The sequence below is a fragment of the Pedobacter sp. 01N310 genome, assembly GCF_056399805.1.
Genome location: NZ_JBFTSB010000001.1, coordinates 1,189,166 through 1,205,582, shown reverse-complemented (window position 1 = coordinate 1,205,582; position 16,417 = coordinate 1,189,166). Strand labels below are relative to the sequence as shown.

16 protein-coding genes and 1 pseudogene are annotated in these 16,417 nt (G+C 38.1%); 10 read left to right on the top strand and 7 right to left on the bottom strand.

Annotation, left to right across the window (positions count from 1 at the left end):
• The first annotated feature begins 2 nt into the window (after positions 1–2).
• Genes AC1DNH_RS04720 through AC1DNH_RS04705 form a run of 4 tightly spaced genes read left to right on the top strand, consistent with a single transcriptional unit; the run spans position 3 to position 4,659 of the window.
• On the top strand, positions 3–962 hold the full coding sequence (locus AC1DNH_RS04720) for an ABC transporter ATP-binding protein (RefSeq protein WP_477579996.1): 960 nt from the start codon (positions 3–5) through the stop codon (positions 960–962).
• On the top strand, positions 955–2,526 hold the full coding sequence (locus AC1DNH_RS04715) for an ABC transporter permease/substrate-binding protein (RefSeq protein WP_477579994.1): 1,572 nt from the start codon (positions 955–957) through the stop codon (positions 2,524–2,526). The genes AC1DNH_RS04720 and AC1DNH_RS04715 overlap by 8 nt, the downstream gene beginning before the upstream one ends.
• Positions 2,526–3,677 (top strand): ergothioneine biosynthesis protein EgtB, encoded by a 1,152-nt coding sequence (egtB, locus tag AC1DNH_RS04710; RefSeq protein ID WP_477579992.1) that lies wholly within the window; start codon positions 2,526–2,528, stop codon positions 3,675–3,677. Before AC1DNH_RS04715 ends, egtB begins: the two co-directional genes overlap by 1 nt.
• Before the next feature lie 7 nt (positions 3,678–3,684).
• Entirely contained in the window at positions 3,685–4,659 is a 975-nt protein-coding gene (locus tag AC1DNH_RS04705) for an L-histidine N(alpha)-methyltransferase (protein WP_477625215.1), read from the top strand.
• Here the strand turns inward: AC1DNH_RS04705 and AC1DNH_RS04700 are convergent.
• Positions 4,656–5,729, bottom strand: coding sequence for an aminotransferase class V-fold PLP-dependent enzyme (locus AC1DNH_RS04700; protein ID WP_477585008.1), 1,074 nt, complete (start codon positions 5,727–5,729; stop codon positions 4,656–4,658). The genes AC1DNH_RS04705 and AC1DNH_RS04700 overlap by 4 nt on opposite strands.
• A 114-nt stretch (positions 5,730–5,843) precedes the next feature.
• Between AC1DNH_RS04700 and AC1DNH_RS04695 the strand changes: the two genes are divergently transcribed.
• Together AC1DNH_RS04695 and AC1DNH_RS04690 are read left to right on the top strand one after the other, a co-directional pair.
• A complete protein-coding gene (locus tag AC1DNH_RS04695) occupies positions 5,844–6,320 on the top strand; it encodes a DinB family protein (protein ID WP_477585009.1) in 477 nt (158 codons plus the stop codon).
• A gap of 111 nt (positions 6,321–6,431) precedes the next feature.
• Positions 6,432–6,815, top strand: a complete 384-nt coding sequence (locus AC1DNH_RS04690; protein ID WP_477611422.1) for a VOC family protein — start codon at positions 6,432–6,434, stop codon at positions 6,813–6,815.
• Between the two features lie 159 nt (positions 6,816–6,974).
• Here the strand turns inward: AC1DNH_RS04690 and AC1DNH_RS04685 are convergent, their stop codons facing one another.
• The 3 genes from AC1DNH_RS04685 to AC1DNH_RS04675 form a co-directional block, all read right to left on the bottom strand.
• The gene (locus AC1DNH_RS04685; protein ID WP_477625214.1) at positions 6,975–8,171 is read right to left on the bottom strand and encodes an acetate/propionate family kinase; all 1,197 of its coding nucleotides are present in this window, start codon (positions 8,169–8,171) and stop codon (positions 6,975–6,977) included.
• A 1-nt stretch (position 8,172) separates the two neighbouring features.
• Positions 8,173–10,260 (bottom strand): phosphate acetyltransferase, encoded by a 2,088-nt coding sequence (pta, locus tag AC1DNH_RS04680; protein ID WP_477625213.1) that lies wholly within the window; start codon positions 10,258–10,260, stop codon positions 8,173–8,175.
• Between the two features lie 553 nt (positions 10,261–10,813).
• A complete protein-coding gene (locus AC1DNH_RS04675) occupies positions 10,814–11,032 on the bottom strand; it encodes a DUF6965 family protein (protein WP_029276033.1) in 219 nt (72 codons plus the stop codon).
• Positions 11,033–11,227: 195 nt separating this feature from the next.
• Here AC1DNH_RS04675 and AC1DNH_RS04670 point away from each other — a divergent pair, with 195 nt between their 5' ends.
• Complete coding sequence (locus AC1DNH_RS04670) at positions 11,228–11,905, top strand: competence protein CoiA family protein (protein WP_477585966.1); 678 nt, start codon at positions 11,228–11,230, stop codon at positions 11,903–11,905.
• A gap of 119 nt (positions 11,906–12,024) precedes the next feature.
• On the opposite strand, the gene AC1DNH_RS04665 is transcribed toward AC1DNH_RS04670, so the two are convergent.
• A complete protein-coding gene (locus tag AC1DNH_RS04665; RefSeq protein WP_215129083.1) occupies positions 12,025–12,606 on the bottom strand; it encodes a DUF4142 domain-containing protein in 582 nt (193 codons plus the stop codon).
• A gap of 189 nt (positions 12,607–12,795) precedes the next feature.
• On the opposite strand from AC1DNH_RS04665, the pseudogene AC1DNH_RS04660 reads away from it, so the two are divergent.
• Positions 12,796–12,999 (top strand): annotated as a pseudogene (locus AC1DNH_RS04660) (PepSY-associated TM helix domain-containing protein); the annotation flags it as partial.
• A 147-nt stretch (positions 13,000–13,146) separates the two neighbouring features.
• Here the strand turns inward: AC1DNH_RS04660 and AC1DNH_RS04655 are convergent.
• A complete protein-coding gene (locus AC1DNH_RS04655) occupies positions 13,147–13,347 on the bottom strand; it encodes a hypothetical protein (RefSeq protein ID WP_477585170.1) in 201 nt (66 codons plus the stop codon).
• Positions 13,348–13,584: 237 nt separating this feature from the next.
• Between AC1DNH_RS04655 and AC1DNH_RS04650 the strand changes: the two genes are divergently transcribed.
• Positions 13,585–14,229 (top strand): Crp/Fnr family transcriptional regulator, encoded by a 645-nt coding sequence (locus AC1DNH_RS04650; RefSeq protein ID WP_477585169.1) that lies wholly within the window; start codon positions 13,585–13,587, stop codon positions 14,227–14,229.
• Between the two features lie 126 nt (positions 14,230–14,355).
• On the top strand, positions 14,356–14,940 hold the full coding sequence (locus AC1DNH_RS04645; RefSeq protein WP_477585168.1) for a molybdenum cofactor guanylyltransferase: 585 nt from the start codon (positions 14,356–14,358) through the stop codon (positions 14,938–14,940).
• On the opposite strand, the gene AC1DNH_RS04640 is transcribed toward AC1DNH_RS04645, so the two are convergent.
• Positions 14,935–16,416 carry a rubredoxin gene (locus AC1DNH_RS04640; RefSeq protein ID WP_477609059.1) on the bottom strand — a complete coding sequence of 494 codons (1,482 nt, stop codon included), beginning with the start codon at positions 16,414–16,416 and terminating at the stop codon, positions 14,935–14,937. The two genes, AC1DNH_RS04645 and AC1DNH_RS04640, sit on opposite strands and share 6 nt — an antisense overlap.
• Position 16,417 lies beyond the last annotated feature (1 nt).

Below are 16,417 nucleotides of genomic sequence, written 5' to 3'. Positions count from 1 at the left end.
GTATGATCCAATTAAAAGAGATAAGTAAGGAATTTGGAGATACCTTAGCGGTAAATAAAGCCTCTTTTAAGGTAGAAGAAAAGGAAACGCTGGTATTGTTGGGCACAAGTGGCTGTGGTAAAACCACCACGCTAAAAATGATCAACCGGTTAATTGAGCCCGATGCAGGTCAGGTTTTTATCAATGGCGAAAATATAACCAATCAAGATCCTGATGTTTTACGAAGGGGGATTGGTTATGTGATGCAGAACATTGGGCTTTTTCCACACTATACCGTCGCTGAGAATATTGCCGTTGTGCCGAAGCTTTTAAAATGGGATAAAGAAAAAATTAAAGTCCGAACGCAGGAGCTGATCAAAAAACTCCATCTTCCTGAAAATAGCCTGTTGATGTTTCCACATGAGCTTAGTGGTGGGCAACAGCAGCGTGTAGGCCTTGCCCGTGCTTTGGTTACAGACCCTTCTGTATTGTTAATGGACGAACCTTTTGGCGCTTTAGACAACGTTACCCGAACCAGTATCCAAAAAGAATTTAAGGGATTAGAAGAACTAAAAAGGAAAACCATTGTAATGGTTACGCATGATGTTCAGGAAGCTTTTGAATTGGCAGATCGCATTTGTTTAATGGATAAGGGGAAAATCATCCAGATCGGAACACCCAAAGAATTACTTTATCAACCGGTAAATGATTTTGCAAGGAAATTTTTAGCCGGACAAAGGTTAGCCCTCGAATTTAAAGTAGTTAAAATACAGGATATTTGGCCTTATTTACCTAAAGGGACACTACAAGATGGGAAAAGCCTTTCTACTGATATGAATATATGGGATGCGATGGAGTTGTTGCGGAGTTCTGATCGGAGTGAACTTCTTGTTTCTGGTGCCAATAAAGAAAGCAAAGCCATTAATTTCGAACAGTTAACCAAAGGATTTAACCAATTTCAAAACGCGCAGGTACATGAATGAGCATCAGCAAACTTTATGGCAGTTTATGCATGAGCAATCTGATAAATTGTTTGCTCAAACCCTGCAACATGTTGGTTTAACCTTTATTTCCTTACTTTTTGCCATTGCCATTGGCTTACCATTAGGCATATTGATTGCCAGAAAAAGAAAACTTTCTGGAACGGTTTTAGGGATTGCCGGCGTATTGCAAACGGTTCCGAGTATTGCCTTATTGGGTTTTATGATTCCCGTTTTAGGGATTGGTGCAAAACCTGCAATTGTTGCGCTGCTCATTTATGCCTTGTTACCGATTATCCGCAATACCTATACAGGAATTATTGGCATTGATCAGCATGTTAAAGAAGCGGCCAGGGCAATGGGCATGAGCAAAAGTCAGATTTTGCTAAAGGTTGAGTTGCCATTGGCTATGCCCGTTATATTGGCGGGTATCCGTACTGCAACAGTCATCAATGTAGGCGTAGCCACATTGGCCTCTTTTATTGCTGCGGGTGGATTAGGGGAATTTATTTTTGGGGGCATTTCGCTCAACAACACCAACATGATCTTAGCTGGGGCTATTCCTGCTGCGCTATTGGCCATTATTCTCGATGCTTTACTTTCCCTGGTACAGAAAATGGATTTTAAAAAGCTGAGAAAAGCATTGTACATTTTGCCTATTGTGATTTTAATTTTAGGTGGTTTTTATGCACTTCCATCGGCTTATGGTTCTACCTTAACCGCCGGATTTACTCCTGAATTTATGGGCAGGCAAGACGGCGATCTTGGATTGAAATCTATCTATGGCTTAAAAATCCATACCATTGTAATCAGTGATGCGGTAATGTACAAGGCCGCTTTTTCAAAAGAATTGGATGTGATTAGCGGTTATTCTACTGATGGCCGTTTGAAAGCTTTCGATCTGAAAATTTTAAAAGACGATAAAGTCATTTTTCCGCCTTACTACGCTGCACCAATAGTTCGGAATGAAGCTTTTAAACAATTTCCAAAGCTGGAAGAAACATTAAATCTGTTAGCAGGCAAAATAACTGATTCAGTAATGACCGATCTTAATTACAGAACAGATTACCTCCACCAAACACCGGAACGTGTTGCAAAGGATTTCCTCATCAGTACTGGTTTGTATAAAGCACCAAAAAACGGACATAATGGTGTAGTGAGGATAGGCTCAAAGATTTTTGGTGAGCAATATATTCTGGCCGAAATGTACAGCATGTTGATTAAAGGAAATACAGATTATGAGGTATCTACCAAAACAGGACTTGGTGGAACAAAAATCTGTTTTGATGCACTGATGAATGATCAGATCGATTTTTATCCCGAATATACCGGAACAGGTTTATTGGTTTTGTTGCAACCGGATCCAAAAATTGCTAAGGAAATGGCGCACGATAAAGATAAAACTTATGATTATGTCTACAACGAATTTGAGAAAAAGTTTAATATCAAATGGCTTAAACCTATAGGTTTTAATAATTCTTATGCTTTGATGATGCGGCAAAAACAATCAAAAGATCTGAATGTTAATACCATCACAGATCTTAAAAACTATCTAGATAAAAATTAATGACACTGGTAGAAGAATACTTGCAGATCAGGAAATACTCCGAACAAATTTGCGAACCATTGCAAACAGAAGATTATGTAGTACAGCCTATCGTGGATGTAAGTCCACCGAAGTGGCATTTGGGACATACCACCTGGTTCTACGAAACCTTTATATTAAAGCCGTTTTCTGTTAATTATCAGGTGTATAACGATGAGTATAATTTCGTTTTTAATAGTTATTATGAAACCGTTGGTAACCGCGTAATCCGGACAGATCGTGGTAATTTAAGTAGACCGAGCGTAAATGAGATTTACCAGTACAGGGCTTATGTAGATGAAGCCATGGTGAAATTCCTGGCCACGACACTAAAAGATGAAGTAGAAGAATTGTTGATTTTGGGTTTTAACCATGAGCAGCAGCACCAGGAACTTTTACTTACCGATATTAAATATATTTTAGGAAACAACCCACTTTTTCCAACTTATTCAAAGAACCAAAAAGAAGTTTTAACCATAAGTAAAATAGAGCCTGGCTTTATCCAAATTTCTGAAGGTGTTTATGAGATCGGTTATGATGGAAAGGATTTCAGCTTTGATAATGAATTAAACAGGCATAAGGTTTACCTGCACGATTTTTCAATCAGTAAAACATTGGTGAGTAATGCAGAATTTATTGAATTCATTAGTGCAGGCGGTTATGAAAATTTCAATTTCTGGCATGCTGAAGGATGGGATTGGGTGAAAAACAATAACATTAATGCACCAATGTATTGGCATTTAATAGGCGGAAAATGGTTTAATTATACTTTAGCTGGCCTTTTAGCTATTGATTTAACCGCACCGTTAAGCCACATCAGTTATTATGAAGCTTATGCTTTTGCAAGCTGGAAAGGCATGCGTTTACCCACTGAATTTGAATGGGAGATAGCAGCCAAACACTTTAACTGGGGCGAACGATGGGAGTGGACCGAAAGTGCCTATTTGCCATATCCTGGTTTTAGTAAAGCACCGGGTGCCATTGGCGAGTACAATGGAAAGTTTATGGTTAACCAGAAAGTGCTTCGCGGTGCATCAATTGCCACGCCCGAAAATCACTCGCGTATTACTTATAGAAATTTCTTCCACCCACATTTAAGGTGGCAATATACAGGCATCCGATTAGTAAAATAGTATAGATATGACCACCACCACTATCGAAACAGCGACAGACAACAAAACACAGTTCCTTCAAGAAACCTTGGCAGGCTTACACTCCGAGCCAAAATTTATGCGCTCTAAGTATTTTTACGATGCTACCGGAGACCGTATTTTTCAGCAGATTATGGAAATGGAGGAATATTATTTAACCAATGCAGAAATGGAAATCCTGCAATACCAAGCCAACCAGATTTCTCAGGCGATATCGGCTGATGGAAGCACTTTTGATTTAATCGAACTGGGTGCTGGCGATGCAACAAAATCCATTCACCTGCTAAAATCATTGTTGGATAGTCAGTTGAAATTTAGTTATTTTCCGATTGACATTTCCGCACATGTAATTTCAGATCTGGAAGAAAGTTTGCCTAAAAAACTTCCTGGATTGGATATGAAGGGTTTAAATGGTGATTATTTTAATATGCTTAAAAAGGCCACAGAATTATCCAGCCGCAGAAAGGTTGTGCTTTTTATGGGCGCAAATATCGGAAACATGAGTATAGCCGATGCCGGAAAATTCTGCTCGTCATTAAAAAAACTGCTTTCTCCTAAGGATTTATTGATCATTGGATTCGACCTAAAAAAAAATCCCCAGCAGATTCTTTCTGCCTATAATGATAAAGGTGGAATTACCAGATCATTTAACCTCAATTTGCTTCATCGCATCAATAAAGAATTGGATGGCAATTTTGATCTGAACAATTTTGAGCACTATGCCAGTTACGATCCAGAATCTGGAGCCTGTAAAAGTTACCTCATCAGTTTAAAAAAACAGATTGTTAATATTGGTCAAAATGCCATTCATTTTGCAGAAAACGAACATATTTTTATGGAAATATCACAAAAGTATTCGCTTAATGATATCGATCAGCTTGCAGAAAAAACCGGATTTAAACCGCTTAAGCGTTTCTTCGATCAACATCAGTATTTTGTAGATGCCATCTGGAAAGTAGACTAACTGCGGTTATCCAAAACCTGGAGCAGTTGATTTAAATCCTCTTCTGTATTATAAAAGTGAAATGAAATCCTTGTGCCTTTGCCACGTGGTGAGCAAAGTATTTTGGCTGCAGCGATTTTGTCAACTGTTTTTTGATCCAATGGCATGCTCATAATAGTAGATTGGTATTTTCGCTCCAATGTCCAATCTGGAATTAAGCCTCTTGAATTTAATGCTAGCCTGGCTTTGTTGGAAATTGCTTGTGCGGTTTTTTCAATCCAATCGAAACCGATTGAGCCAAGCTCGTTTAAGCTTTCGTTTAGTGTACCAAAATTTAAAGTGTCTAAATGCCCGGGTTCGAAACACATAGATAGGTGGTCTTTACCTTTTAAGAAAGGTGCTGTAGGTAAGTCGGCCAGTTTGTTTTTGCTATAAATCGCATCTTTCATCTGATCGGAAAGAAAGGCATAACCGTTTCCATACCCCGCTAAAAGCCATTTATAGCCACTTCCGATTAAAGCATCCAAGCCTGATTTTTCAAAGTTAAAATTTGTTGTGCCTAAAAACTGAGTGCCATCACCGATCAACAAAAGATCTGGATATGTAGCTTTTAATTTCTGGATAAATTCATCATCCATCCTTAATCCACTAATATATTGTACCATACTAAATGCCAGCACGGTAGGTTTAAATTTTTCAATGGCAATGATGATGTTTTCTTCTAGCTTTTCATCAATGGCTATGCTATTGTACCCAAAACCCATACTGATTACAGGATAACTCACAGATGGATATTCCTCCTCCAGTAATAGAAAACGATGGTTTTTGTCCAATCCACTCAGTAAAGTATTAAAACCTACTGAAAAATTCTGAACCAGATAGGTGTTCTCGGATTTTGAACTGAAAAGTTTAGCTATGTTATTTCTGAGGTCAGTAATGATGGGCAGATTTTCCATTCTGAAAATACTTCCTCCTGAAATAAAGTTTTGATCATGTTTAGTTCTCCATTCTGCCAAATTGGTAGATAAAATGCCAGAATTAGCGGTGTTGAGATAGGTATATGCTGTGAGGATCGGAAAAGATAGGTTCATGCCCAAATTTAAAAGAATTGTGCGTTAAAAAAATAGATGCTGCCACCGAAATTGATTTTTATACAAACCTATGAGAATCACGTTTGTTAGATTTATACAATCTGCTAATGTTATATGGAAAATCAAACATCAATACTGGTTACGGAACTTAAAAAATTATTAAATGGGGGTGGAGCGCATGTAGGGTTTAAAGATGCTGTTGCCAATTTGCCTTTTAATCTATTGGGCGAAAAGCCTTACAACTTACCTTACAGCATTTGGCAATTGGTAGAACATATCAAAATTGCCCAGTGGGATATGCTCGAATTTAGCAAGGATGGATCGCATCGATCGCCTAAATGGCCAGAGGAATATTGGCCTAAAGAACTGGTGCCTAAAGATGAACATGCCTGGAACAATACACTAAAACAGATTGATGCTGATCTGAAAGAATTTATTGCTTTGTTAGATTCTTCAGACTTATATGTGCCAATTCCGCATGGCGATGGACAAACTGTATTACGCGAAGCCCTACAGATTGCCGATCATAATGCCTACCACGTTGCCGAAATTGTAGTCATCAGACGTTTATTGGGTGCCTGGAAAAGTTAATGGAAGTTGTCTCGTTTGGGCCTGTACTTTGCCGCTTATACAGCCTGTTACTATTGTTTTAATCCACTAAATTTAACTGTCCGTTCTCGTAAATTGATTTAAAAAAAGATTATGTTACAAAACTCAAAAGCATTCAGCTCGTTTTCTGTAGACGATGTACAGAAAGCAAAAGATTTTTATCAAGGCGTATTGGGTATCGAAGTTAAAGATAACCCGATGGGCGTAATTGAACTGGTTATTTCCGGATCAGCAAATGTATTACTTTACCCAAAGCCAAATCATGTTCCGGCAACTTTTACGGTACTTAATTTTCCTGTCGAAAATATAGATCAAGCGGCCGATGAACTTATTGCCAAGGGAATAAAATTCGAGATTTACAATGAAGAATATTTCAAGACGGATAGTAAAGGCATCTCACGGGGAAACGGAGGGCCAAACATTGCCTGGTTTAGAGATCCTGCGGGCAATATTTTGTCTATTTTGGAAACGGCCTAAGCCTAGCTAGACTTTCGAAATTGGCAAAGCGCAAAAGCCATAGCGTAATCTAAAAGTGAAATTCCATGGCTGGTGGCTCACCAGCCAAAGATAATCTTGCTCTAATTAAGACTTCCGAAGTTAGCCAGGCGCATTGCCATTGGCGCAAACTTCGGAAGTTTAGTCTATAAGTTCAAAACATTGATGGGCAATTTCATATTCTTCGTTGGTTGGAATAACCAGGATTTTTACTTTAGCGCTTGCCTTGTTAATTTCTTTCAATTCTCCATTATAGGCTGTATTTTGATCTGAATCTAATTCAATACCCAGATAATTCAGCTCCGAACATACAGACTCACGCATGTTACTGTCGTTTTCGCCTACACCAGCGGTAAATACTATCGCATCTATGCCGTTTAAAATAGCTGCATAAGCTCCAATAAATTTCTTGATCCTATAGGCATAAAGTTTTAGCGCCAAAATTGCAGCTGCATCGCCTTCACTAACCATTTTTCTGATGTCGCGCATGTCGCTCGAGCCTCCTACACCTAACAATCCTGATTGTTTGTTAACCAAGGTGCTTAACTGTTCTAAAGTATATCCAGAATGCTCCATTAAATGAAAAATAACCGATGGATCGATGTCTCCAGAGCGGGTGCCCATCATTAATCCACTTAATGGGCCAAATCCCATACTCGTATCTATCGATTTACCATTTCTAATGGCCGTAATGCTGCAGCCGTTGCCCAAGTGGATGCTGATAATTTTTGTATCAACTTTATTTAACCATTTAATGGCCTGTTCACTTACATATTTATGGCTGGTACCATGAAATCCATATACCCTGATGCCATGTTCTTTGTAATACCATTCCGGAATGGCATAACGATAGGCCTGTTCTGGTATGGTTTGATGAAATGCTGTATCGAAAACGGCAATTTGTTTCGCGTTTACAAAAGTCTGTTCGGCTACTTCAATACATTTATAATTAACCGGATTATGTAGTGGGGCAAGTGAAAACAGCCTTTTGATCTGATGTTTTACCTCATCTGTAATAAGGGTTGCACCTGTAAAATGTTCACCTCCATGCACTACTCTATGGCCAACAGCTGCAATATCATCAGGGCTGGCTATTACCGCGTATTCTCCCTCAGTTAGCAATGCTAAAACCTGTTTTAAGCCTTCGCCGTGGTTAGCAATAAAACCTGATTGTTCTATGCTATGCTTTTCGTTGTTGCGATAAACTGTATGTTTAACAAACGAGCCTTCAATGCCAATACGCTCTACCAGACCGCTGCAAGCCGGAGCTTTTTCTGGCATGTTAAAAAGCTGGTATTTTAAGGAACTGCTTCCTGAGTTGATTACTAAAATGTTCATATTAAATGTCTTGGCATTGGATCGCTGTAATTACAACGGTATTAAAAATATCATCTACAGTACAGCCACGGCTTAAATCGTTTATTGGTTTATTTAAGCCCTGCAACATTGGGCCAATAGCCAGTGCACCGGTTTCGCGCTGTACGGCTTTATAGGTGTTGTTGCCGGTATTTAAATCAGGGAAGATTAATACACTTGCTCTACCTGCTACCTCAGAGCCTGGTAATTTTTGTTTGCCTACAAGTGGATCTACAGCAGCATCATATTGTATCGGACCTTCAATTTTCAATTCCGGATGCCTTGCTTTAACTATGGCAGTGGCTTCTCTTACGCGTTCTACATCTTCACCTTCGCCTGATGTACCAGAAGAATAAGATAACATCGCTATCCGGGGTTCAATGCCAAATTTGGCGCTGCTTTCTGCTGAAGAAATTGCTATTTCTGCCAGCTGTTGGGCAGTAGGATTGGGGTTAACCGCACAATCTCCAAATATGGCCACCCTTTCTGGCAGGCACATAAAGAAAATGGATGAAACCACCGATACGCCTGGCTTGGTTTTAACAAACTGTAAAGCAGGCCTGATGGTGTGCTGAGTGGTATGAACCGCACCCGAAACCATCCCATCAGCATCACCCTTGTAAACCATCATGGTTCCGAAATAAGAAACATCGGTCATCATATCCCTGGCCATTTCGAGGTTTACATTCTTGGCTTTACGTAGTTCGTGCAAGGTATCTACATAATCGTTATAATGAGCCGATTGGCCAGGATTATGTATTTTTATAGCATTGGGATCCAGATTTAATCCAAGTCTTTTAATCGTGTTGGTAATTTCGGTTGGGTCGCCCAAGAGCGTGATGTCTACAATATCCTGGGTAATGAGTTTCTCCACTGCTTTTAAAATGCGTTCGTCATTTCCTTCTGGTAAAACAATATGTTTTTTATCGCGTTTGGCCCATTTAACCAGTTGGTATTGAAACATGTGCGGAGTAATTCCCTGATAGCTAAAAGTGATAATTTTATCATCAAGCGCTTTAATGTCGACATATTTTTCGAAAAGCTCTATTGCCACTGCAATTTTCTTCTTGTTTTCGATTGTAATTTTGGAGTGGATACTGCCAATGGTTGTAGTGGTTTCGAAAGTTCCCTTTTTAACCGCTATTATTGGAATAATGGTTTGTAAACCTTCAATCAATTTAATAATGGGCTCATCCGGTAAACTGCCTGCGGTTAAAACAATGCCTGCAATTTTTGGGTAATTGGCTGATAAGTTGGCCTGAAGTGCGCCTATAATGATATCGCCACGATCGCCGGGAGTAACAATAAGCAGGTTATCTTTTATGTGCCTTAAAAAATTGGGCAGCATCATGGCACCGGTCACAAAATTATCAACCTGGTTATCCAATAGTTCAGATCCAAAAAGCACCTCACCACCCAGTGCCAATGTAATTTCTTTCATTGTTGGACTTTGTAGGCCTGTTTCGGTAGGAATAACGGCGATAAGTAATTCGGCAGGCAATTGATTGGTTAAAGCTTGTTTAATACGGTCCGCCTCCTCTGGATTCACCATATTGGCCACTACGCCTAATACCTGCACATCGCGCAACAGGAAGTTACGGTAAATGTTGATGGCAGATTTAAAAAGCTGACTTGCTGTTTTATTCTTTCCCGATACCACTATTAAAACTGGTGCACCTAAGTTTTTGGCCATTAAAGCATTCGATTCGAACTCAAATGCCATACCTTCGCCTAAAAAATCGCTGCCTTCAATTACCGTGAAATCGTAATTATCTTCCAGTTTTTTATATTTACTGATAATGGTATTGATAATTGCTCCACTATCTTCTGCTTGATGCAGCATTTCTTGCCGGGTAAAGGCAAAAGCATCCTCATATTTAACAGGGAGTGAGAAATAATCCAACATGGCTTCTACATGTTCATCTTTTTTATTCTGATCGTCTTGCGCAATAATGGGTTTAAAGTAACCTACTTTTTGCGTTTTAGCCAATAACATATTGATCATTCCGAAAGCAATTACTGATTTTCCGGTATAGGGTTCGGCCGAAGCAATGAATATATTTTTAGTCATAAATAAGGGTCAATGTATAGGAATAACCAATCACGGCCAATATAGTTGGAAATATCTATTTTAAAAACTAAAAGAGGTTAAGTTTTTAATTGCCTGATTAGAAAACCGGAGTCAACTATTCCAACAACCATAAACATGAATAGGAAAGGCATGAATTGGACGTATGACAAATATAGATTTGTCATCCTGAGGGGTAATTTATTGTATAAAAGTCAATATAGATGACAGAGATTTTTTTGTGCAATAATAAGCTGCGAGGCATCGTCATTGCTGAGAAGGCTTTTTCAGCCGACGAAGCAATCTTACAACGATCGTTACTTACCTGCGCTTTAAGATTATTCATTTTTGCAGTTGTTTTTAAAGGCATTCATGAGCTCGCTTCGTTCGGTTATCTTCGTTCCTCGCAATGACGAGCTTTCTATTGGATTCTGTCAATGATAGCCTGTCGAAAGACCAGTTTAACAGATAGTAAGTGTTTCGATTACTTGTGTTGCGATTCAAATTGGTCCCTTCTTACCAATGATGGCGCTGTAACAGCTAAATTGAATCGTTTTTATGCATTTGATTCAATCAATAACTTTAACATTTTTAGCCTATGTATTAGTGGTAGGTTCACTTTTGCATCAGGATTAAGCTTTAAAGGCATAAAATGACTTTCCAGAAAATGGGCATAATCGGTAATTACGGTAGCCTGATTAAGATAAATTGGAACCTCTTGCTTTCCTGCCTGGGTAAAAAAATCTTCTAGCTGTTGTATTTCTTGGATGGTCATACTACAAAGTTATCATTCTATTTTGAGCAGATTGAAATAATTTTTTTTAACAGGTGGTATATGCCTAATGCTCAGTCATAATGATTTTTAAATATTGTCCGTTTATATCTTAAGTCTATTTTTTTACTAAAAATTTTAGTTTAAATTTGTTTTCCCTAATTAATTGTTTTAGTGATTTAATCACATTGAAAGAGAATGAACAATAGTGAAATGAAAAGTGATATCCTCCGTTCAGATATGATTCAGGATATTTCATCACTTAAAAAAGAATATTGCCGAAAGGAGACCGCATGGCACCGAGATTGGAAATTGGCTTTCCCGCCATCATTTAGAGAAGTTGCTTTTTATGATGCAGCCAATGCTGATATTCACCGTGCTGATGTATTTTCCCCATCAGGTTATACCATCGAGTTTCAAAATTCTCCGATCACATTGATTGAACTTAATAGCAGAGAGGCGTTTTATCCAAATTTAATATGGGTATTGAATGGCAAAAAATTTAAAGGATTTAAAATATTGAAACATTTGCCTGATGTAGATGACCCAAAGCTAAAGGATTACGAGTTTTGCCATTCCGATCACCTTTCGATGGTGAGGAAATCGGAGGTAATGCAGGGGCTGCCCAATCCAAAAATACTTAATTTTTACCATCCCGAACTTCAGGGCATTAAGCTCACCTCAAACCTTTATTCTTTTTGTTGGAAACAGCCACATAGTGTATGGTATTTAGCTACCGCAAAAATAATTGTAGACTTAGGTGGGCATTTTTTATATGAGCTAAAACAGCGTAACCAATTAAATGGAAATTATCCTTACCTGAAAATGTTAAGTAGGAAAGCCTTTATCGATTGGCATACCCCGCCAGAGCTTTAAGTATAACCTTCGAAAAATAAATTCAGTAATTAATGATAAGATCTGGAGAGATCAAAGTGTGACGGGAAAAGTAGCGTATTAAATCCCTTTATCTAAGAAATTTAATACGCTAAACCGCATTATTTCATGCTATCGTTAATTTTATTGATCATCACCAAATGGCTTTGAACTATTGGTGCTGTTTTAGTCGCAAATGCCTTAAGATCTGCATCTTTAGCATCTCTTAATTCATCTTCCATTAATTTTAGTGTAGATTTATGCCCACTCACCATGGCATCAACATAAGCTTTGTCAAAATCTGCACCTGATTTTTTGCTCAGGTCATCCATTTTTTTCTTGTGCTCATCGTCTACAGTGCTTGGTAGTGTAATGTTTTTTTGTTTCGCAATGGCCATTAATTCGGTGTTTGCCATGCCGTGGTCTTTTACCATCATGGTTGCAAATTCTTTAACCTGTGGATTGCTACTTTTTTCGAGGGCCAGTTTTCCTAGTTCTACTTCAGCCATACCGCCAACTGCTGCCTGTGTAGTAAACTTCGCATCAGCTTCATCTACCGCAATTCCTCCGGTGGCAGCTGCATTGGTTGAACTGTCTTTAGCCATGTTTAAACTATCGGCACTTTCTTTGGCATCCTTGTTTCCTCCATTGCAGGCCTGAAATGCTAATGCAGAAATGGCGAATACATAAATTAACTTTTTCATATGCTTTGTTTTTTGTTGTATCTACATAAACATGTTTTAAACTAAAAGGGTTTTAAGCTTTTAAAATAATCAGATTTCGGTAAATGTCAGGTGCTCAGCTGAGTAAGCCGGTTTTCGTTGTAGGAGTGATGGAGAAGGTTTTGAAATTACTAATTCTTATTTGGGCTTGATCTAAATATTAGATATATTTTCCCAGGTAAAGTGATGGCTTTTTTTGCGTCACTAATAGGTGCAAGTTTGCCTATAACCGGCTTTCTAATCTGGTATGGTAGGAAATTCAAAAAGAAAGCTGTAAAGAAAGCGCCCGTTTTAACCGAAGGCGATAATAAGCCTGCTGGTTTTAAGCCGAGAGCTAAAATTCCGGAAAAAAAAGTGGAAGAAGTTTTGGAATAACACCATTTGTTTTTAACACATATTCCTGAGACGATCGTCATGCTGAATTTAATTCAGCATCTTTTCTACTATTAAGACCCTGAAATGAATTCAGGGTGACGAAACAAGAAAACCCGGACATTGTCCGGGTTTTCTTGTTTTAATGCCTTACAATTTTACCTTTTTAGTTTTTGGTTCTGGTTTTTCAGGTAATTGTATCGATAAAATCAAATCAATGCTTTCCGAGTTGGTTTCATAATCGGCTGCAATTTTTTCCCATCTTTTTAATTCTGATTGTAAGCTTTCGATTTCCTTGCCCAATGATTCGATCTTATTCTGGATTGATTTTCTAACGTTTGTATTTGCCATAACACAAAATTATGATTTGATGGCATATCTTTAAACTTCTTTGTGATGAAGATGCCTGTAAAAAATGCTAAGTGTTCTCTTTCAATGAGTTTTATTCTTATAAAATTTTCAACAATAGTGAAGAATCACCGAATTTGCTTACGATACCCAATAATTGTGCAATGATTTGCTATTTTTACCCAACATCCCCAATAAAATATGAAGAAAAATAATAACTGCGATCTTGAAACTTGTTTTATGTGCCAACTCACATTAAAAGAATGGCATTCTGCTATCGAGGGCCATAAACGAAATTTTATCGCTAAAAAAGGGGAAATAATTATCAAAGAGGGCGATCCGGTGAGTGGTGTTTATTTTGTTACTTCGGGTAATGTAAAAGTGCATAAACAATGGGGCGACAAAGAATTGATTTTACGTTTTGCAAACGATGGAGCCATAATTGGACATAGGGGAATCAGCAGCAGTATTTCTACCTATCCAATATCGGCAACAGCTTTAGAAACCACCAAACTTTGTTTTGTAGATATCGATTTTTTTAAAACTACCATAAAAGTAAACCAGGAATTTGCTTACGGTTTGTTGATGTTTTATGCAGATGAATTACATGCCTCAGAAAAGAAAATGCGTAATTTAGCTTTAATGTCGGTTAAGGGGAGGCTTGCCGTGGCTATTCTAGGATTAAGAGACCAATTTGGATTAGATGCCGAAGGATTTTTAAATTTAGCATTAAGCCGTCAGGATCTGGCTGCTTTTACCGGTGCCACTTACGAAACCGTTTTTAGGACCATGAACGAGCTGTTAGCAGAAAAGTTAATAATAGTGAAAGGAAAGCAAATTGGCATTTTAAACGAAGCTGGACTAACAGATTTGAGTAATAAATAATTAAGGTTTATAATTTTAATTTTTTAAAATTTATTGTTGTTATACTGAGCGTAGTCGAAGTATCTTTTCAAAATATTTATTTCGCTTAGCTTAATTAATAACCAGTTTTTAAATTATTAATATAATATGTTGGGAATCGTTTTATGTGGTGGGCAGAGTTTAAGAATGGGCACTGATAAAGGTTTGCTCAGTCATCAGGATAAATTATGGGCACAGATGGCAGCTGATAAATTAAGTGCGCTTGATCTCCCGGTAAAATTTTCAGTTAATCCATCGCAGCATGAAACCTATGCAGGTTATTTTGGGAATGAACACCTGATAGTTGACCATTCTTTACCTGATATCAAGGGACCATTATTGGGGGTGCTTTCTGCGCACTTATCAAATCCAGAGGAAGATCTGTTCTTATTGGCCTGCGATATGTTGTTGATGGAAGTCAGGTTGCTGGAAAAGCTAATCCATTCACTTAAAGCTGATGATTCTTTCGAGGCTTATATTTTCACCAAAGATGGTCAGCAAGAACCTTTATGCGGGATTTATAAAGTTGAGGGTTTGAAAAAAATTGTACACCTGCTTCAAACCAATGGTTTGGCCAAACACAGCATGAAATACGTTTTAAGTAATTTGCGAGTTTGCGAAATTGCCATTGAGGACCAGGATTATCGTTATTTCAGTAATTTTAATTCCCATGCAGAAATAAACGGCTTATAACAATTGCAAGGCTGATTGATCAATTTTAGTGAAATTGTCTTTTTCTCCTTCACAAAGCACACAACAATAACCTTCTGGTAAATCTTTAAATGCCGTACCTGGGTTAATGTTGTTTTCAATTTCGCCAATGCGCTCATTGTACACTGTTAAACAATTGTTACACTGATATAAAAACTCGCCATCTTTTTTTATCGTTTCTTCAGTTTGAAAGCTCTGTTTTTGATTACCGGTTTTTATCGCATTTAAACGGTATTTGTAAAACTTAAATATCGAACGCCTTACTTGTTCTGGTAATAAAAAACTAGGATTACTCCTGCTAAAAATTTCGCCGGTACGCTCGTTGGGGTTAAAATCCTTAGCACAAAGGATATCGTAAACGGGGAGTAGTTTTAAACCCAGTATATTAATCAAGTGGCGTTTTTGGATCAGGATACTACTGAAAACCTCACTTTTTTTGCGTGTTTTAATGCCAAAGCAGATTCCAAACGTCCTGGTATCATCAATGCTCAAATGTTTAACAAGGAAATTTTTTAACGCTAGACCTTCGTTACAATTGTCTTCCACCTGAAAGTTAAGTTCGTTGGCCGCATGCCGCATATTGATCTCAAATTCTTCGAGCAAGCCATTCCAAAGGTTTTTGTCTTTTTCATCAATCCCTTTTATAATAATGGTTTTCCAGGAGGTACAGCACAACTGACCGAGTTTGGTATCTAAACAAAGCTGGCAGAGTTTCTTTAAGAATGGAATGCTGAACAATTCATCGCGCCTGTAGATACCCAACCAATATTTATTGTTATATCGGTTTAAGCCCTCGTAATAAGGTAGGTTAAAAGAAGATAGGGACACGGTATTTTCGGCCTGTTTAAGAATGAAGTTGTCCTGATCTAAAAGTGCAAAGAGCGCTTCACCATTGGCTTGTGGATTATCTACAAACTGTGACTGATTGTTTTTGATAATACCCTCCAGCGCTTTGGTAACCTGTGCAATATGGTTGGTGTAACAAAGCTGATTCCATTCATAGGTTACATTGGTTTTTGGAAACCGGATAATCAAATGCCAATAATGTTCGGATTGTGAAGAGGCAATCCAGTTGATATTACCCGTTAACATGGGGGTAAAACTTTGGTCGCTATCGCAGATATTGACTTTAACGGAAGGTCTAAAGTCGATATCGTCTAAAACATCTTTGTATACCCCTTCAGTAAGCCAGGTTTTGCGGATAAAAATCTCTTCAGCAGGATAAGAACTGATAATATTCGGGAAATTATTGGTGTCTACTTCATAATCGATCCCAAATTTATCCATTTCGCCTGTAAATATGGCAATATTATAGGTTGTAGTATCAATCAATAACTGCTGGCGGAGGCCAAAACGGACATATTGGATCCGCGCTTTTGTTGCCGCAACCAGGATATTATACAAATTGCCCGGTGATATGATGCCGCCTGGAAAGTTAATGATGATGGTTTGATACATG